This window comes from Sphingomonas sp. Leaf4 (assembly GCF_920939515.1).
GTDB lineage: Bacteria > Pseudomonadota > Alphaproteobacteria > Sphingomonadales > Sphingomonadaceae > Sphingomonas.
This window is the reverse complement of the sequence record NZ_CAKLBB010000008.1, coordinates 23,738-42,027: the sequence shown is the minus strand read 5'-3', so window position 1 is coordinate 42,027 and position 18,290 is coordinate 23,738. Positions and strand designations below refer to the sequence as shown.

12 protein-coding genes and 1 pseudogene are annotated in these 18,290 nt (G+C 68.9%); 11 read left to right on the top strand and 2 right to left on the bottom strand.

Translation table 11 applies throughout. From position 1 onward, the window contains the following. Positions 1 to 156 precede the first annotated feature (156 nt). From LRA89_RS13290 to LRA89_RS13260, 7 genes and pseudogenes are all read left to right on the top strand, one after another. Complete coding sequence (locus LRA89_RS13290; RefSeq protein ID WP_230770908.1) at positions 157 to 3,240, top strand: glycoside hydrolase family 2 TIM barrel-domain containing protein; 3,084 nt, start codon at positions 157 to 159, stop codon at positions 3,238 to 3,240. Further along, positions 3,237 to 5,507 (top strand): S9 family peptidase, encoded by a 2,271-nt coding sequence (locus tag LRA89_RS13285; protein ID WP_230770906.1) that lies wholly within the window; start codon positions 3,237 to 3,239, stop codon positions 5,505 to 5,507. The genes LRA89_RS13290 and LRA89_RS13285 overlap by 4 nt, the downstream gene beginning before the upstream one ends. Before the next feature lie 237 nt (positions 5,508 to 5,744). Next, positions 5,745 to 8,108, top strand: coding sequence for a beta-L-arabinofuranosidase domain-containing protein (locus LRA89_RS13280; protein WP_329958514.1), 2,364 nt, complete (start codon positions 5,745 to 5,747; stop codon positions 8,106 to 8,108). Beyond that, positions 8,105 to 9,127 (top strand): Ldh family oxidoreductase, encoded by a 1,023-nt coding sequence (locus tag LRA89_RS13275; RefSeq protein WP_230770904.1) that lies wholly within the window; start codon positions 8,105 to 8,107, stop codon positions 9,125 to 9,127. The genes LRA89_RS13280 and LRA89_RS13275 overlap by 4 nt, the downstream gene beginning before the upstream one ends. Before the next feature lie 128 nt (positions 9,128 to 9,255). Beyond that, positions 9,256 to 10,995 (top strand): DUF885 domain-containing protein, encoded by a 1,740-nt coding sequence (locus LRA89_RS13270; RefSeq protein ID WP_443024974.1) that lies wholly within the window; start codon positions 9,256 to 9,258, stop codon positions 10,993 to 10,995. Positions 10,996 to 11,076: 81 nt separating this feature from the next. Further along, positions 11,077 to 11,154 (top strand): annotated as a pseudogene (locus LRA89_RS13265). Positions 11,155 to 11,221: 67 nt separating this feature from the next. Next, complete coding sequence (locus LRA89_RS13260; protein ID WP_230770901.1) at positions 11,222 to 11,449, top strand: hypothetical protein; 228 nt, start codon at positions 11,222 to 11,224, stop codon at positions 11,447 to 11,449. Between the two features lie 45 nt (positions 11,450 to 11,494). Here LRA89_RS13260 and LRA89_RS13255 read toward each other — a convergent pair whose 3' ends face one another. Both LRA89_RS13255 and LRA89_RS13250 read right to left on the bottom strand, forming a co-directional pair. Then, positions 11,495 to 12,676 carry a M24 family metallopeptidase gene (locus tag LRA89_RS13255; RefSeq protein WP_230770899.1) on the bottom strand — a complete coding sequence of 394 codons (1,182 nt, stop codon included), beginning with the start codon at positions 12,674 to 12,676 and terminating at the stop codon, positions 11,495 to 11,497. 198 nt (positions 12,677 to 12,874) lie between these two features. Beyond that, the gene (locus tag LRA89_RS13250) at positions 12,875 to 14,116 is read right to left on the bottom strand and encodes an NAD(P)/FAD-dependent oxidoreductase (protein WP_230770897.1); all 1,242 of its coding nucleotides are present in this window, start codon (positions 14,114 to 14,116) and stop codon (positions 12,875 to 12,877) included. A 52-nt stretch (positions 14,117 to 14,168) separates the two neighbouring features. Here LRA89_RS13250 and LRA89_RS13245 point away from each other — a divergent pair, with 52 nt between their 5' ends. The 4 genes from LRA89_RS13245 to LRA89_RS13230 are packed head-to-tail and all read left to right on the top strand — an operon-like array spanning position 14,169 to position 18,221. Further along, on the top strand, positions 14,169 to 15,098 hold the full coding sequence (locus tag LRA89_RS13245; RefSeq protein WP_230770895.1) for a dihydrodipicolinate synthase family protein: 930 nt from the start codon (positions 14,169 to 14,171) through the stop codon (positions 15,096 to 15,098). Positions 15,099 to 15,108: 10 nt separating this feature from the next. After that, the gene (locus LRA89_RS13240; protein ID WP_230770893.1) at positions 15,109 to 16,107 is read left to right on the top strand and encodes a 4-hydroxyproline epimerase; all 999 of its coding nucleotides are present in this window, start codon (positions 15,109 to 15,111) and stop codon (positions 16,105 to 16,107) included. Next, entirely contained in the window at positions 16,104 to 16,760 is a 657-nt protein-coding gene (locus tag LRA89_RS13235) for a GntR family transcriptional regulator (RefSeq protein ID WP_230770890.1), read from the top strand. Before LRA89_RS13240 ends, LRA89_RS13235 begins: the two co-directional genes overlap by 4 nt. Positions 16,761 to 16,799: 39 nt before the next feature. Next, positions 16,800 to 18,221, top strand: a complete 1,422-nt coding sequence (locus tag LRA89_RS13230; RefSeq protein ID WP_055761785.1) for an amino acid permease — start codon at positions 16,800 to 16,802, stop codon at positions 18,219 to 18,221. Positions 18,222 to 18,290: the final 69 nt, after the last annotated feature.

The window sequence follows — 18,290 nt, the reverse complement described above, 5'->3', positions numbered from 1 at the left end:
CTCCCGTCCACCCATCAGGATACTTGCGTGGGTGGACGGGAGGGGGAGCGGGCCGGCACCGCCCTGAAATTCGCTTTCCCGCGAATTTCCAGACAGGCTCTAATACCGGTACGACCGGCGGGCATCGTCCCGCCGGTCCTTTTTGTTCGAGGCCGCATGACCCTTCGCGCGCGACGCCGTTTTCCGCTGCTGCTGGCGGCGCTGCTCGCCACCCCGGCCATGGCGCAGACCCCGCCGCCCGCCGAATGGGAACGGCCCGAGGTGATCCGCATCGGCGCCGAACCGATGCACGCGACCTTCGATGGCTATGAAAGCCGGGCCAAGGCGCTGGCGGGCGACCCCGCCGCCTCGCGCTATCATCTGTCGCTGAACGGTGACTGGACGATGCAGCTCTCGCCCACGCCAGAAGCGCGTCCGGTCGGGTTCGAGGCCCCGTCCTACGACGTATCGCGCTGGGGAAAGATGGCGGTGCCCGGCATCCTGCAGGCGGCGGGGCATGGCGGGCCGGTGTTCGTCGGCAGCGGCTATCCGTTCCCACGCAACCAGCCGTTCATCGACCACAAGCTCAACGAGGTCGCCTCCTATCGCCGCGATGTCACCGTGCCGCCGCACTTCGCCGGCCGCCGCCTGTTCCTGACGATCGGTGCTGCGGGCGCGGCCTATTATCTCTGGGTCAACGGCATGCGCATCGGCTATTCCGAGGACAGCAAGCTTCCCGCCGAGTTCGACATCACCGCCGCCGCCAGACCCGGCCGCAACACGATCGCGATCGAACTCTATCGCTACGCCGATGGCAGCTATCTGGAGGATCAGGACTTCTGGCGCGTCAACGGCATCGAGCGCGGCATCACGCTGTACGCCGCGCCACAGACGCGGTTGCGCGACCTGTCGGTCGAGGCGGGGCTCGACGCCGCCTATCGCGACGGCCGGCTGACCCTCGGCATCGATACGGCCGGGGCAGGGGCGGGAACGCAGGTCCGCGCGACCTTGCTCGACGGCAAACGCAATGCGTGGACGCAGACCGCCCCGGTTGCCGCTGACCACGCGACGCTCACCGCCACGATTCCCACCGTGCGCCAGTGGAGCGCGGAGACGCCCGACCTCTACACGCTGCTGGTCGAACTGCTCGACGCTCGCGGCCGGGTGATCGAGGCGACCAGCCGCCGCATCGGTTTCCGCACCGTCGAGGTGGCCGACGGCGAGGTGCGGGTGAATGGTCGCCGCATCATGATCCGCGGCGTCAACCGCCACGAACACGACCCGCGCACCTTTCGTATCGTCTCCGAAGCGACGATGCGCCGCGACCTCGAACTGATGAAGCGCGCCAATATCAACGCGGTGCGCACCTCGCACTATCCCAATGATCCGCGCTGGTACGACCTTGCCGACGAGGTCGGCCTGTACGTGATGGACGAGGCCAATATCGAGAGCCACGGCTATCTCAGTCTCTCGCAGGAGCGCGACAACGACCCCTCGGTCCTGCTCGGCAACGACCCCAAATGGCGCGCGGCGCATCTCGACCGGGTGCAGCGCATGGTCGAGCGCGACCGCAACCACCCGTCGATCCTCTTCTGGTCGCTCGGCAACGAAACCGGCGTGGGGCAAAGCTTCGAGGATGCCGCCGCATGGGTCCGCGCGCACGACCCGACGCGGCTCATCAGCTTCCTCGGCTGGAGCATGAGCGGCTGGCGCCATCCGGTGAACCGCTATGTCGACATCTTCGCGCCGATGTACGACGATACGTTGAAACTCGCCGACTATGCGCGGCAGGGGGAGCTGAAACAGCCGCTGATCCTGTGCGAATATGCCCATGCGATGGGCAACAGCCTCGGCAACTTCGCCGATTACTGGGACGTGATCCGCGCGTACCCGAAGCTACAGGGCGGCTTCGTGTGGGACTGGGTCGACCAGACGGTGATCCTGAAGGACGCGGCGGGCCGTGACTATTTCGCGCAGGGGCCGGACTTCGCCAACAAGGGCGGCGACGACAGCCCGGTCGGCGATGGCGTGATCCGTTCCGACCGGACGCCGGACCCCGAATATCACGAACTGGCCAAGGTCCAGTCGCCGATCGCCTTTACCGAGGCCGCCGGACGCTACGCCGTCATCAACCGCCACGACCATATCGACCTGTCGCGCTTCACGCTCGACTGGGAAGTACTGGAGGACGGCCGCCCGGTTGCCGCCGGCGCGATCCCGACACCGGTGGTGGCCCCGGGGCAGACCGCGCCGCTCGCGCTGGCGCTGCCCGCCCCGCACGACCGCCAGGCCGAACGGCGGCTGGTGCTGCGCGCCCGCGCGAAGGCCGGGGCGATCCCGCTGGTGCCGCAGGGCCATGTCGTCGGCTGGGACCAGTTCGCGCTGTCGCCACCACGCGCGGTGCCGCTGCCTGGCGGGGTCGCGCCGGTCGCCGATGCCGACGTGCTGCGCCTCGCCAGCGGTGATGCGGTGCTGGAGATCGAGCGGGCGAGCGGCCTCGTCCGCCGCTACGCGCGCGGCGGCACGACTCTGCTGACCGGCGGCGCGCCCAATTTCTGGCGCGCGCCGACCGACAACGACATCGGCACCGGCGTGCTGAAGAGCCATGCGATGTGGAAGCAGTTCTCGAACAACCGCCGCGTCGATGGCGTGGGCGTGGAGGGCGACGCGATCGTCGTGCGCCACGACATGGGGGTGGGATCGGTCGACACCGTCACCCGCTGGACCATGGGCCGTGACGGCAGCGTCGGCGTGACGATGACCTTCACCCCGCACCGCGACACGCTGCCCGATCCGCTGCGCATGGGCCTCGCGTTCAGCGGTGCGCAGGGTTTCGACCGGATCGGCTGGTACGGGCGCGGCCCCCACGAAACCTATGCCGATCGCAAGGTGTCGGGGCTGATTGCCGAGTGGCACGGCACGCTCGCGGAACAGGCGCACGGCTATGCCCGCCCGCAGGAAACCGGCGCGAAACAGGACGTGCGCCGGGTGACGCTGAGCGGAACCGGCCTGCCGAGCCTGCGCGTCACCGGGGTCCAGCCGCTGTCGGTCAACGCGCTCGCCTTTCCCTATGCCGACCTCGAAACGAAGAAACACAGCGGCGAGATAGTGCCGCACGGGCTCCCCAGCCTGTTGATCGATGCGGCGCAGGCCGGGGTCGGCGGCGATACCGGCTGGAACCTCGATGGACGACCGCACATGCCCTATCGCATCGCGCTCAGGCCCACGACCTTCGCGTTTACGCTCGGGACGGTGAAGTGAGGGCGCTCCTCGCGCTCGCGCTGCTCGCCGCGCCGGCGATGGCGCAGGACGTGCCCACCCGGATCGACGCCTCGCTGGCGTTGCGTGAGCGCTGGCAATGGCTGACCCGCGACATCGCCGAACCCGCGCAATGGGACGCGGACGGCCGCCATTTCCATTATCGCAAGACGGTCGAGGGCGGCTTCGGCTTCGTCGACGTCGATGCGGCCACCCTCGCCAAGTCCCCCGCGTTCGACGCCGCTGCCATCGCCGCCGCGCTGACGAAGGCGAGCGGCGTGCCCGTAGATCCGCTGCGCCTGCCGTTCGATCGCTTCGCCTATGTCGACGGGCGCAAGGCGATCGAGCTGCCCCTCGGCGAGGTCCGCATGCGCTGCACGCTGATCCAGCCGGTATGCGCACGGCTGCCCGAACCGGTGCCGCAGCGCGACCGCGGTTTCGGCGTGGTGCGTGACCTGCGCCAGCCCGCTGACAACACGCCCCGCCGCTCGCCCGACGGCAGTCTCGAAGCACTGGTGGTCGACGATAATCTGGTGGTGCGCGCCGCTGGCGGCGGCGCGGAGAAGTGGCGCGCGCAGGACGGATCGCCCGGCGACTTCCACGATCCCGAAACCATCGCGTGGTCGCCCGATGGCCGCCATGTCGCGGTCTATCGCGTCCGCCCCGGCTATCCCCGGATGGTGACGCGCATCGTCGCCGCGCCCCCCGGCCGGGTCCAGCCCGAAGTGGTGCAGCAACTCTATCCCAAGCCCGGCGACACGGTGGACCGCGAACAGCCGGTGCTGTTCGATGTCGCTACGGCCAAGCACACCGACATCGCCGACACGCTGTTCCCCAACGCCTATACCCTCAGTGCCCCCTATTGGCGGCCCGATGGGCGGACGCTGGCGTTCGACTATGTCCGGCGTGGCTTCGGCGCGGCGCGGCGGATCGCGGTCGATGCGGCGAGCGGCGAGGCACATGTCGCGGCAAGCGACGAGGCGACGACCTTCGTGTTCCGCGACCGCATCTTCACCCATGATCTGGGCAAGGACGGCGCGGAGCTGATCCAGACCTCCGAGCGCGACGGCTGGCGGCACCTCTATCTGGTCGACGGCCGCACCGGCCGGGTGAAGCGCCGGATCACGCGCGGCAAGTGGCTGGTGCGCGACATCGCGAAGGTGGACGAGGGCAAGCGGCAGATATGGTTCTCGGCCAGCGGCTATGTGCCGGGCGAGGACCCCTATTACAAACACTGGTTCCGCATCGGTTTCGACGGCCGCAACCTGACGCGGCTGACCACCGCGAACGCCACCCACGAGGTCCGCTTCGCCCCCGACATGTCGGCCTATGTCGACACCTATTCGCGCAGCGACCTGCCCGAGACGAGCGAACTGCATGGCCCCGACGGACGGCTGGTCGCGGTGCTGGAGCGCGGTGACATCGCACGGCTGACGGCGGCGGGCTATCGTCCGCCCGAACGCTTCGTGGCGAAGGGCCGCGACGGCGTCACCGACATCCACGGCATCGTCGTCCGCCCGCAGGGTTACGAGCCCGCCAGGCGCTATCCGGTGATCGAAAACATCTACGCCGGCCCGCACGACAGCTTCGTGCCCAAGGGCTTCTGGCCGTTCGGCAGCTATTCGGGCGGCGACAAGGTGATCGGGATGCAGGCGCAGGCCGATCTGGGCTTCATCGTGGTGATGATCGACGGCATGGGCACCGCCAACCGCTCGAAGGCGTTTCACGACGTCGCGTGGAAGAACCTCGCCGACTCCGGCTTTCCCGATCGCATCGCATGGCTGCGCGCGCTGGCGGCGAGGGACCCAGCGGTCGATCTCACCCGCGTCGGCATCTATGGCGGGTCGGCGGGCGGGCAGAGCACGCTGAACGCGCTGCTGTTTCACGGCGATGTCTATAAGGCCGGGGTCGCCTATGCCGGGTGTTTCGACAACCGCATGGACAAGATCGACTGGAACGAACAATGGCTCGGCTGGCCGGTCGACGCCAGCTATCTCGCCGGATCGGGCGTGGTGCATGCCGCCAGGCTGAAAGGCGAGCTGCTGCTGGTCGTCGGCGAACAGGATTCGAACGTCGACCCCGCCTCGACGACGCAGGTCGTCGACGCGCTGGTCCGCTCAGGCAAACGCTTTGACCTGCTGGTCGTGCCCAACGGCGAACATGGCGCGGGTCGCTCGACCGGTCCGGTGCCCTACGCAATGCGCCGCCAGTACGACTTCTTCCTGCGCACGCTGGGCGGGGAGGGGGTGAGCGACTGGAACGCGCGATAGGGTTGATCGACCTTCAGCCGCGTCGTCCCGCAACATTGCTCCCCTCCCTGACAAGGGAGGGGCTGGGGGTGGGTAGGCCTGCGAGGAAAGACGAGCGTTCCACAATCGACCAACCCACCCCCGCCCCCTCCCTTGTCAGGGAGGGGAGAAGCCGAACCTTTCGCGGAATGTCGATCCGTCCCAGATTGACAAACCCACCCCCGGCCCTATCGTATACGGTATTCACAGGGGATGGATATGCCGATCGACCGCCGCCGCTTCCTCGCTAGCGGTGCCGCGCTGCCGCTGGCCACGCTGCCCGCCGCCGCGCGGGGGATGACCGCCGCGCTGCCCGCGCACCCCAAACCGCTGCCCCTGTCGGCGGTGCGGCTGCGCCCGTCGGACTATGCCCGCGCGGTCGAGGTCAATCGTGCCTATCTGCTGCGGCTCGATGCCGACCGGCTGCTGCACAATTACCGCAGCTTCGCCGGCCTCGCCCCCAAGGGCAAAGTCTATGGCGGCTGGGAAAGCGACACCATCGCCGGCCACACGCTCGGCCATTATCTCTCCGGCCTCGCGCTGACCCATGCCCAGACCGGCTGCCCCGATTGCGCGGCGCGCGCCGCGTACATCATCGACGAGTTGGTCGCGTGTCAGGCCGCCGACGGCTATGTCGCCGGGTTCAGCCGCAAGCGCCGCGACGGCACGATCGTCAACGGGAAGGAAATCTTCCCCGAGATCATGGGCGGCGACATCCGCTCGGCCGGGTTCGATCTCAACGGCTGCTGGGTGCCGTTCTACAACTGGCACAAGCTCTATACCGGGCTGTTCGACGTCCTCGACCATATCGGCCCTTCGCCCAAGGCGACGGCGATCATGGTGGCCTTGGGCGGCTATATCGACCGGGTATTCGCCGCGCTCACCGACGATCAGGTGCAGCAGGTCCTCGCCTGCGAACACGGCGGGCTGAACGAGAGTTTCGCCGAACTCCATGCCCGCACCGGCGATGCACGCTGGCTCAAACTCGCCGAGCGCATCTATCATAAAAAGGTGCTGGTCCCGCTGACCGAGAAGCGCGACGAACTGGCCAACATCCACGCCAATACGCAGGTGCCCAAACTCATCGGCCTCGCCCGGCTGTACGAGATCACCGGCAATCCGGGCCACGCCACCGCCGCGCGCTTCTTCTGGGAGCGCGTCACGCGCCACCACAGCTATGTCATCGGCGGCAACGCCGACCGCGAATATTTCAGCGCGCCCGACAGCATCGCGCAGCACATTACCGAACAGACGTGCGAGCATTGCAACACCTACAACATGCTCAAACTCACCCGCCACCTCTATGGCTGGGCGCCCGACGGCGCGCTGTTCGACTATTACGAACGCGCCCACCTGAACCACGTCATGGCGCAGCAGGAGCCGGTGAACGGCGGCTTCACCTACATGACCCCGCTGATGACCGGCACGAAGCGCGAATATTCGGCCCCCGATGGCGAGGAATTCTGGTGCTGCGTCGGCACCGGCATGGAAAGCCATGCCAAGCACGGCGAGAGCATCTTCTGGTCGGGCGACGATACGCTGATCGTGAACCTGTATATCCCCGCCGACGCCGAGTGGGCGGCGCGCAGCGCGCGGGTCGGCCTCACCACCGACTATCCGTTCGACGGCCAGGCGACGCTGACCTTCACCACGCTCGGCAAAGCCGGCCGTTTTCCCGTCGCGCTGCGTATCCCCGGCTGGGCCAGGTCCGCCGAAATCCTCGTCAACGACCGCCCGCACGATGCCGCCCGCGCGAGCGGCTATGCGGTGATCGACCGCCGCTGGAAGGCGGGCGACAGCGTCACCATCCGCCTGCCGCTCGACCTGCGGCTGGAGGCGACGCCGGGCGATGCGCAGACCGTCGCGGTGCTGCGCGGGCCATTGGTGCTGGCCGGCGATCTCGGCCGTGCCGACGGGACATGGGACCAGCCCGACCCGGCAATGGTCGGTGACGACCTGCTCGCCCGGTTCCAGCCGGTCGCGCTTGAGGAAGCGCAATATCGCACCGCTAGTCTCATCCGCCCCGGCGACCTGACTTTCGTCCCCTTCTACCGCCAGTACGACCGGCGAAGCGCGGTCTATTTCCGCCGCTTCACCGATGGCGAATGGGCGGTCGAGGAAGCCGCGTTCCGCAAGCGGCAGGCCGACGAGCGCGAACTCGCCGCCCGCTCGGTCGACGTGATGCACCTCGGCGAAATGCAGCCCGAGCGCGACCACAATCTCACCTCCGACATCTCCTACCCGCTCAGCTATCGCGGGCGTGCCGGGCGCGACGCGCGCACCGGCGGCTTCTTCCAGTTCACCATGGCGGTGAAGCCCGGCCCGCTGGTGCTCCAGGCGACCTATTGGGGCGACGAGGGCAAACGATCGTTCGACATCCTCGTCGACAATCAGCGCATCGCTACCCAGTCGCTCGACCGCAGCCGGCCGGGGACGTTCTTCGACGTCGACTATCCGGTCCCCGAACCGCTGACCCGCGGCAAGGCGAAGATCACCATCCGCGTCGTGCCGCACGACAAGAACACCGCCGGCCCGGTGTTCGGCATGCGCCTGTTCACCGCCAGGCCGGGCGTGACCGCATGAGCGACACCGTTCGCATGACGCTGGACGAGGTGCGCGACTATGCCCGCGCCACGCTGCGCCGCGTCGGCCTCTCCGAACCGCATGTCGTCGCGGTCGCCGAGACGATGGTCGCGGGCGAGCGCGACGGCTGCGGGAGCCACGGCCTCTACCGCCTGCTTGTCGCCGCGCACAGCGTTGCGAGCGGGGTGGTGGTGCCCGATGCCGTGCCGGTGCTGTCGCGCCCCAAGCCCGCGCTGGTCCGCGTCGACGGGCAGGGCGGCTTCGCGCAACTGGCGTTCGAGACGGGCCGCGCCGCGCTGGTCGAGGCGACCTGCGTGGGCGGCATCGCCGCCATGGCGCTCAACGACATCGTCCATTTCGCCGCACTCTGGCCCGAGGTCGAGGCGCTGGTCGCCGACGGCCTCGTGGCACTCGCCTTCACCCCCAGCCATGCGTGGGTCGCGCCGGCCGGCGGCACGAAGCCGGTGTTCGGCACCAACCCGATCGCGTTCGGCTGGCCGCGCCCGGGCCCCAACCCGTTCGTGTTCGACTTCGCGACCTCGATGGTCGCGCGCGGCGAGATCGAGCTGCACCGCCGCGCCGGCAAGGCCATCCCGACCGACTGGGGCATCGACCCCGACGGCAACCCCAGCGCCGACGCGCAAGCGGTACTGGCCGGCGCGATGCGCACCTTCGGCGGGCACAAGGGATCGGCGCTGGCGGCGATGGTCGAACTGATCGCCGGGCCGCTGATCGGCGACCTGACCAGCGCCGAATCGATCGCGCGCGATGCGGGCCGCAAGGGCTCGCCAATCGGCGGCGAACTGATCGTCGCGATCGACCCCGCCGGCTTCCTCGGCGACGCGGCGGCCGACCATCTCGCGCGCGCCGAGGCGATGTTCGAGGCGATCGAGGGGCAGGGCGCGCGCCTCCCCGGCAGCCGCCGCCACGCCGCCCGCAGGGCAAGCGAACGCGAAGGGGTGCAGGTGTCGCGGGCGCTGCTCGCGGACATCGACGCGGTGGCAGGAAAGGCGAAGTGATGCGGAACGACACCCCTATCGTCACCCCGGACTTGTTCCGGGGTCCACCTCGCCACGAACGTCGTCGCCCGATCCACGACACGCATCGCTCGCCGACGAGTGGACCCCGGAACAAGTCCGGGGTGACGATGCTGATGTCCGCCCTCGCGCTCCTCCTCGCCACCCCCGCCATGGCGCAGCAACCGCAGGCGACCCCCGCCGACACCGCCTTCGCCACGCTCGCCACGTCCGAGTACGACTGGCGCAAGGCGCAGGCTGGCCCCGGCGAGGATTCGTCGGTTGCGCCCGATGCTGGCCTGCCCGACGTCGGCCCCGCCGCACAGGCCGCCCGCCTCGCCCGCTGGGAAACGACCGCCCGCGCACTGGACGCGATCGACCCGGCCAAACTCAGCCCCAAGGTCCGCGACGACTATACCGTCTACCGTGCGCAGGTCGCCGCGCTGCTCGCCGCGCAGCGCTTCCGCGACTGGGAAAAGCCGCTCAACGCCGACAGCAGCTTCTGGATCGACATCGCCGGCATGGCGGGCGAACCGCTGCGCGACGCGGCCGGCTATCGCGGCTATCTCGCCCGGCTGGCGCAGATCCCGCGCTATTTCGACCAGAACATCGCCAACATGCGCGCCGGCCTCGCGCGCGGCTTCACGCCCCCGGCGATCACGCTGCAAGGGCGCGACGCCGGCGTGGCGGCGGTGGTCGCCGCGCCCGGCGAGGCATCGCCCTTCTACGCCCCGTTCAAGGCCATGCCGGCGACGATCCCACCCGCAACCCAGGCAAGCCTACGCGCCGAAGCGCTGCGCCTGATCGGCAGCGCGGTGATCCCCGCGCACCAGCGGCTCCTCGCGTTTCTGCAACAGGACTATGTCCCGGGCGCGCGCACCAGCCTCGCCGCTTACGACCTGCCCGATGGCCGCGCCTACTACGCCTCCAAGGTCCGCGAATATGTCACGCGCGACCTGACCGCCGATCAGGTCCATGCCATCGGCCTCGCCGAAGTCGCCCGTATCCGAGCACGGATGCAGACCGTGATGCGCGACGCGAAATGGCAGGGCGATTTCCCCGGTTTCCTGCACTTCCTGCGCACCGATCCGCAATTCTACACGACGACCCCGCAAGCGCTGCTCGACCGCGCGGCATGGATCGCCAAGACCTTCGACGGCAAGGCGGCGCAATATTTCAACCGCATGCCGCGCGCGCGCTTCGCGATCAAACCGGTGCCGGCCGACCTCGCCCCCTTCTACACCGGCGGGCGCGGCGGGCCGGGCATCTATCTCGTCAACACGTACAATTTGCCTGCGCGTCCGCTCTATTCGCTGCCTGCGCTCACGCTCCACGAAAGCGCGCCGGGACATGCGTGGCAGATGCCGTTCGCCGCCGAGCTGGACGACCTCCCCGCCTATCGCCGCGACGCCTATCTCTCGGCCTATGGCGAGGGCTGGGCGCTCTATTCCGAGGCGCTCGGCGAAGAGATGGGGATGTACACCACCCCGTATGAAATTTTCGGCATGCTCAGCTACCAGATGTGGCGCGCCGCCCGGCTGGTGGTCGACACCGGCCTCCACTCGCAAGGCTGGACCCGCGAGCGCGCGCAGAATTTCCTCAAGGACAATACCGCGCTGTCGACCCACGAGATCACGACCGAGGTCGACCGCTACATCGCATGGCCCGGACAGGCGCTGAGCTATTACATGGGCGAAATGGCGTTCGTGCAGGGCCGCGCGAAGGCGGAAAAGGCGCTCGGTCCCAAATTCGACATCCGCGCCTTCCACGACGCGATGCTGGCGCTGGGATCGGTCCCGCTGCCGATGATCGACGCCCGCGTCGATCGCTTCATCGCCGAGGGCGGCAAGGGGCCGTATCCGCTGGGGTAGGGAGAAATCGCCGGTCCTTCGGTACACGTTGCCCCGAACCGAACATTGTGTGGCAACCCGATCGGACGCTACACCCGCCATGTCAGCGTGACGGAATTGGTAGACGTATCGCTACAGCGATCCCGGAACCGGGTGCGGGTTCGATCCCTGCCGCTGGCGGATTCGCATGATTGCGAACACCGGCCATGGCCCTAGACCAGCGTGTAAGGCTTACGTGGAGGATGTGGTGAACAAGTTTGTTTCCGCGATTCTGATAGCCGCCGCGTCTGTCTACACGCTGATGATTGTATTCCTCGTCGTGTTTACGATCGGGTTCTTCGGCGCTGGAGGCATCGGCGAAAATCCAGGCAGTCTTGCGATCTTCTGCTCGCTTGCACTGTCGCCTCTGGTGGTATGTTATTATTGTTTGAGGCGGGCATCGGCGTGGCGTCGCGGTAAACGCCCGCCCGTCTGAAAAGGGGCAGGGCCACGGCAGCCAAGCACCCCTATCCGTTCCCCCCTACCCGAACGGCCGGTCGATCGACGGCTGCGGCTGGGTGAACCATGCCGCGCCGGCATCGGTCACATGGAAATGATCCTCCAGCCGCACGCCGAAACGCCCCGGCACCACGATCATCGGCTCGTTCGAGAAACACATGCCCACCGCCATCGGCGTCACGTCGCCGCGCACCAGATTGGCCGGCTCATGGATCGACAGGCCGATGCCGTGGCCGGTGCGATGCGGCAGCCCCGGCAGCGCATAGTCCGGCCCCAGCCCATGGGCGGACAGCACCGCGCGCGCTGCCGCATCGGCCGCCTCGCATGGCACGCCGGGTCCTGCGACCGCGAACGCCGCCGCCTGCGCTTCGTGTTCGATGTCCCAGATGTCGCGGATGTCCTGCGCCACCTGCCCGAAGGCATAGCTGCGGGTGATGTCCGAATGATAGCCCTGCACCCGGCAACCGGTGTCGATCAGCACCAGCTCATTCTCGGCCAGCCGCTGGTCGCCGGGCAGGCCGTGGGGAAAGGCGGTGGCATGACCGAACTGCACCGCGCAGAAGAACGATCCGCCGCCACCGATCGCGCGATGCGCGGCGTCGATGAAGGCGATCACCTCGCTCGCGGCGATGCCGGGGCGCAGGATGCGCGCGGCGCGCGCCTGCACCTCCAGCGTCATCGCCTTGGCCTGCGCCAGACACGCCAGCTCGGCCGCCGACTTCACCATCCGGCACCCGTCGATCACTCCCGATCCGTCGACCAGCGTCGCGCCGCTGCGCGCCAGTTTCGCCCCCCATGCGAAGGGAAGCTGCGGATCGACCGCGATTGCGCCCATGCCTTGCGCGGCCTTCGCCAGCAGCGCGACCGGGTCCTCATCCTCGTCCCACAGCGCGAGATCGGCGGAGATTTGAAGGTCGGCCTCGAGCGATCCCTGCTCGAACCGGGGGCAGATCATCACCGGCTCGCCCGCCACCGGCAGCAGCAGCGCGACCATCCGCTCGGTCGCACCCCAAGGCACGCCGGTGAAATAGCGCAGCGACGCCCCGGCATGAACCAGCAGCGCGCCTGCCCCCACCGCCGCGCACAGCGCGCGCGCCTTCGCGGCGCGGGCAGCATATTCCCCTGCATCGATCGGTGGCACCCGCGTCGCGGGCGGGCGGATCGCCGCCAGTTCGGTCGCGGCGTCGGAGGTTCCGATGGTCATGCTACAAAGTTCCGTATCATGGTGGATCGACATTCAACCAAGTGCTCCACGTCTCCCCCCTGACAAGGGAGGGGTCGGGGGTGGGTCGGCCCGCGAGGTAAGGTGTGCGTTCCACAACCGGCCGACCCACCCCCCAACCCCTCCCTTGTCAGGGAGGGGAGCAATTCTGCTCACGTGCCGACCGAAGGTAGACCCGTTCTAAAACCGCTCGACGTCGAACGCCGCAGGCACCGGCGCATCGCCGAGCATCAGCGCCGCGACCCATTCTCCGGTGATCGGCCCCAGCGTCAGCCCCAGATGCTGATGCCCGAAGGCATAATAGAGATTGTCGGCGCGAGTCGACCGCCCGATCGCCGGCAGATAATCGGGCAGCGTCGGCCGTGCCCCCATCCACCGCCGGAACGGCCCGGCGATCGGCAGGCGCAGGGCGGTGACATGCGCACACAACCGCTCGCTCTTGCGCGGGTCGGGCGGGGCGTCGGCGCGGCCGAACTCGACGAAGCCTGCCACCTGCACCTGGTCGGCATAGCGGGTGACGATGATCGAGCGGTCCTCGAATACCACCGGCGGCAGGTCGGCGGGCCAGCCGTCCGCATCGCCGCGCAGATGATAGCCGCGCTCGGCGATCAGCGGCACGGCGGCATGCCCCGCCGCCGCCATCAGCGCGGCCGAGCCGACCCCGGCGGCGATCACCACCCGGGTCGCGGCGACTCCCTCCACCACGATCCGCCGGCCATGGCGTTCGAGCGTGGCGTGCCGGTGCAACCGCTCGACCCCGGCCGCCGCCAGCGCGGCGTCGAGCGCGTCGGCCAGTGCGGTCAGGTCGGCGATCTGCCCGGTGCCGGTGAAGCGCACCGCATCGACCACGCCGGGCGACAGCGCGCGCAACCGGGCGAGATCGTCGGCGCTCGCCTCGCCCAGCCGCGCGGTGCCGGTATCGGCCGTGCCCCAGTGCGCCCGGCCCGCCGCGGCGCTGGCGGCACTTTCCCATGCGATCAGATGCCCGTCCTCGCGCAGCAGGTCGCGCCGTCCGATCGCATGGGCCAGCCGCTCCCACGCCGGCATCGCCTGCGCCAGCATCGCCGCCAGCGCGGCCTGTCCGGCGGCGAATCGCTTCGGGCCGGACGCCGCGACCAGCCGCGCGGCGAACGGCAGCCACGTCGCGATCTGCGCGATCGGCAGCCCCACCGGCCCGCCGCGCCAGAACAGCCGCTTCGGCATCGACCGGATCGTCGCCCATGACGCGATCGGCGCGACTTGTTCGGTGGCAATATGTCCGGCATTCCCCCATGATGGTGCGGCGCGGTCGTCGGCCGCATCGATCAGCACGACCCGCTGCCCGCGGGCCGCCAGCGCCAGCGCGATCGACCGGCCGACGATCCCGGCCCCGACCACGGCGATACGATCGTCCGGCATGGTCCGCTTTGCCCCCTTGTTCATCACCCGCTATTATCGTATACGGTATTCACAGACAAGACTTCAGGACCAGAGCATGACGATTGATTGGCAAGGTGTGTTTCCGGCGGTGACGACGCAGCTTCGCGAGGATCTCTCGATCGATCTCGCCGATACCCAGCGCGTGGTGGACGATCTGATCCGCGACGGCGTGACCGGTGTCATTGCGCTGGGCACGGTGGGTGAGAACAACTCGCTGACCCATGACGAGAAGATCACGGTCCTCACCGCGATCGTCGAGGTGGTCGACGGCCGCGTCCCCGTCGTCACCGGCGTGTCGGAATACGACACCCGCCGCGCCGTCGCCTATGCGATCGCGGCGGAAAAGGCCGGGGCGGACGGCCTCATGCTGCTCCCGCCGATGGTCTATGTGCCCAAGGCGCATGAACTGGCCGCGCATTTCAAGGGCGTGGCGGCGGCGACCGCGCTGCCGATCATGCTCTACAACAACCCCCCGGCCTATCGCACCCAGATCGACAACACGGTGCTGGAGATGGTGGCCGATGCGCCGACCATCGTCGCGATCAAGGAATCGGCCCCCGACACGCGCCGCTTCACCGATGTGAAGACCGCGTTCGGCGACCGCTACGTGCTGTTCGCCGGCCTCGACGATGTCGCGCTCGAAGGGCTGTACCTTGGCGCGCAGGGCTGGGTGTCGGGCCTTACCAACGCCTTCCCGCGCGAATCGGTCGAACTGGTGCGCGCGTTCCAGCGTGGCGATCATGCCAAGGCGATGGAAATCTATCGCTGGTTCATGCCGCTGCTCCACCTCGATGCCGATCACGATCTGGTGCAGTCGATCAAGCTGGCCGAACAGGTCATGGGTCGCGGGTCGGAGCGCGTGCTCCCGCCGCGCCTGCCGCTGATCGGCGAGCGCCGCGCACAGGTGATCGCGATGGTCGAACAGGCGGCGACGACCCGCCCCGACCTGCCCTCGTTCCAGCCCGCCGCCGCCGTCGCGGCCTGATCGCACGCCGATGCGCCACAGCTTCTTCTGCATCGACGGGCATACCGCCGGCAATCCGGTGCGGCTGGTCGCGGGTGGCGCACCCTTGCTCAAAGGGGCCTCCATGTCGGAGCGGCGACAGGATTTCCTGGCGCGCTTCGACTGGATCCGGACCGGGCTGTGCTTCGAACCACGCGGCCATGCGATGATGTCGGGCGGGTTCCTCTATCCGCCGACGCGCGACGATTGCGACATCGGCATCCTGTTCATCGAAACCTCGGGCTGCCTGCCGATGTGCGGGCACGGCACGATCGGCATCATCACCTTCGGCCTCGAACACGGCCTGATCCAGCCGACCACGCCGGGCCGCCTGCGCGTCGAGGTGCCCGCCGGGATCATCGACATCGCCTACCGGAGCGAGGGTGACAGGGTGACGTCGGTGAAGATCACCAACGTCCCCGCCTATCTCGCCGCGACCGGCATCGCGCTCGACCTGCCCGGCCTCGGGCCGCTCAAGGTCGACGTCGCCTATGGCGGCAATTATTATGCGATCGTCGAGCCGCAGGGCGGCTACACCGGCCTCGATTCGCTCGGGGCCGAGGCGATCATCGCCCACAGCCGGGCGTTGCGCGACGCGGTGCGCGCGGTGTTCGAGCCGGTCCATCCGCTCGACCCGACGATTCGCGGCGTCAGCCACGTGCTATGGGCCGACGTGCCGAAGGGCGAGGGCGCTGACGGCCGCAACGCGGTCTTCTACGGCGACGGCGCGATCGACCGGAGCCCGTGCGGTACCGGCACCTCGGCGCGGCTCGCGCACCTCGCCGCCACCGGGCGGCTGGCGATCGGTGACAGCTTCGTCCACGAAAGCTATATCGGCAGCCGCTTCACCGGCCGGGTCGAGGCAGCGACGAGCCTCGGCGACGTGCCCGCCATCATCCCCTCGATCGAGGGGTCGGCGATCGCCACCGGCTTCAACACCATCTGGATCGATCGCGCCGATCCGTTCTGGCAGGGGTTCGTCGTCCGGTGAACAGTTCCGCAATCGTCGTCCGCACCCTGTCCGATCAGGTGTTCACCATCGTCCGCGACCGCATCGTCACCGGCAGTCTGGGCGAGGATGCCCCGATTCGGCAGGACGCGCTGGCCGCCGAACTGGGGGGCAGCAAGATTCCGCTGCGCGAGGCGCTCGGCCGACTGGAACAGGAAGGGCTGCTCGTCAGCCAGGCCAATCGCGGCTATTCGGTCCGCCCGATGTCGGCGGATCAGGCCGACGAGATCTATGCGCTGCGCCTCGCGATCGAACCCGCCGCCGCCGCGCGCGCCGCCGCGCTCGCCGACGATGCCGAACGGGCCGAGGCGCTGGCCGCGTTCCACGCACTCGACAAGGCGGCGCACACCAATCTCGCCGAGGTCGCGGTATGCAACCGCGCGTTCCACGTCGCGCTGGTGCGGCCGGGCGGCGGGCTGCTGACGACGCAGTTGATCGAACGGCTGGCGTTCCTCGCCGAACGCTACGTCATCCGCCATCTCGAACCCGCCGGGCGCGACGCTCGCGCGCATCTCGAACATCGCCACCTGATCGATGCGTGGCTGGCGCGCGACGCGGTGGCGCTCGAGGCCTTGCTGCATCGCCATATCGAGGCGACGCTGCACGATCTGCACGGACAATTCACCGCCGCCTGACCTGAGCGGACGGACGACGGCACAGGGGGGAAACAGGCCATGTCGATCATCGGACCGCGCAAACCATTGGGGCAGCACGCGCCCGCCGGACAGGCGCTCGCCAAGACGCTCAGTTGGCCGCATCTGATCGCGCTGGGGGTCGGCGCGATCGTCGGCACCGGCATCTATACCCTGACCGGGGTCGGGGCGGAGCGCGCCGGCCCCGCCGTCATCCTCGCCTTCGCCATCGCCGGCGCGGTCTGCGCCTGCGCGGCACTCGCCTATGCCGAACTGGCGACGATGATCCCGGCGGCGGGCAGCGCCTATACCTTCAGCTATGTGGCGCTGGGCGAAACGGCGGCATGGGTCGTCGGCTGGTCGCTGATCCTCGAATATTCGCTGGCCTGCTCGACGGTCGCGGTCGGCTGGTCGGGCTATCTGGTCGGGTGGATCCAGGCGATCGGCGTCACGCTTCCGCCCGAACTGCTCGCCGGGCCGCATGGCGGCGGCATCGTCAACCTGCCCGCCGTCCTCGTCGCACTGGCGGTGATGGGGATGCTGGTGGCGGGCACGCGCGAGAGCGCGACGCTCAACATCGTGCTGGTCGTCATCAAGCTGGTGGCATTGGGCGTGTTCATCGCCTTCGCCATGCCCGCGTTCGACGCCAACAACCTCCACCCGTTCATGCCCTATGGCTTTGGCAGTACCGAGGTGGAGGGGACCAAGCGCGGAGTGATGGCAGCGGCGGCGATCGTGTTCTTCGCATTCTACGGCTTCGACGCGGTCGCGACCTCGGCCGAGGAAGCGAAGAATCCGGGGCGCGACCTGACCATCGGCATCGTCGGGTCGATGCTGCTGTGTACCGCGATCTACATGGGCGTCGCGGTGGCGGCGATCGGCGCGGTGCCGTTCCAGACGCTGGCCAATTCGTCCGAGCCGCTCGCGCTGGTGCTGCGCACCCTCAATCAACCGACCGCCGCCTATCTGATCGCGCTCGCCGCCGTCATCGCGCTCCCCTCGGTGATCCTCGTGATGATGTATGGGCAGAGCCGCATCTTCTTCGTCATGGCGCGCGACGGACTGCTTCCGGCCAGCCTCGCCACCGTCAGCAAGCGCAGCGGCGCGCCGACGCGGATCACCGTGCTGACCGGCCTGTCGATCGCGGTCGTCGCCGGGCTGTTCCGCCTCGACGAGATCGCCGAGCTGGCCAATGCCGGCACGCTCGTCGCCTTCGTCGCGGTCGGTGCCTGCCTGATGGTGCTGCGCCGCACCGCACCGACCGCCAAACGCCTGTTCCGCTGCCCCGCGCCGATGGTGGTGGGGACGGGGGCGATCCTCGGCTGCCTCTATCTGCTCCACAGCCTGCCCGGCGCCACGCTGGTCCGCTTCCTGATCTGGAACGCGATCGGCCTCGCGATCTACCTCGCCTACGGCCGCCGCGCGAGCCGCGCGCTGCGCGCGAAGGGCGGGGTGTTCGACTGACGCAAACTCCCCTCCCTTGTCAGGGAGGGGAGGGAAGCCGGACGCCGCCCCTTGCGCCCGACCGCCCCA

Excerpts from the sequence above, each read along its gene's own strand:
- LRA89_RS13290 (WP_230770908.1), top strand. The coding sequence starts at position 157 with ATGACCCTTCGCGCGCGACGCCGTTTTCCGCTGCTGCTGGCGGCGCTG.
- LRA89_RS13280 (WP_329958514.1), top strand. The coding sequence starts at position 5,745 with ATGCCGATCGACCGCCGCCGCTTCCTCGCTAGCGGTGCCGCGCTGCCG.
- LRA89_RS13275 (WP_230770904.1), top strand. The coding sequence starts at position 8,105 with ATGAGCGACACCGTTCGCATGACGCTGGACGAGGTGCGCGACTATGCC.
- LRA89_RS13270 (WP_443024974.1), top strand. The coding sequence starts at position 9,256 with ATGCTGATGTCCGCCCTCGCGCTCCTCCTCGCCACCCCCGCCATGGCG.
- LRA89_RS13255 (WP_230770899.1), bottom strand. The coding sequence starts at position 12,676 with ATGACCATCGGAACCTCCGACGCCGCGACCGAACTGGCGGCGATCCGC.
- LRA89_RS13250 (WP_230770897.1), bottom strand. The coding sequence starts at position 14,116 with ATGAACAAGGGGGCAAAGCGGACCATGCCGGACGATCGTATCGCCGTG.
- LRA89_RS13245 (WP_230770895.1), top strand. The coding sequence starts at position 14,169 with ATGACGATTGATTGGCAAGGTGTGTTTCCGGCGGTGACGACGCAGCTT.
- LRA89_RS13240 (WP_230770893.1), top strand. The coding sequence starts at position 15,109 with ATGCGCCACAGCTTCTTCTGCATCGACGGGCATACCGCCGGCAATCCG.
- LRA89_RS13230 (WP_055761785.1), top strand. The coding sequence starts at position 16,800 with ATGTCGATCATCGGACCGCGCAAACCATTGGGGCAGCACGCGCCCGCC.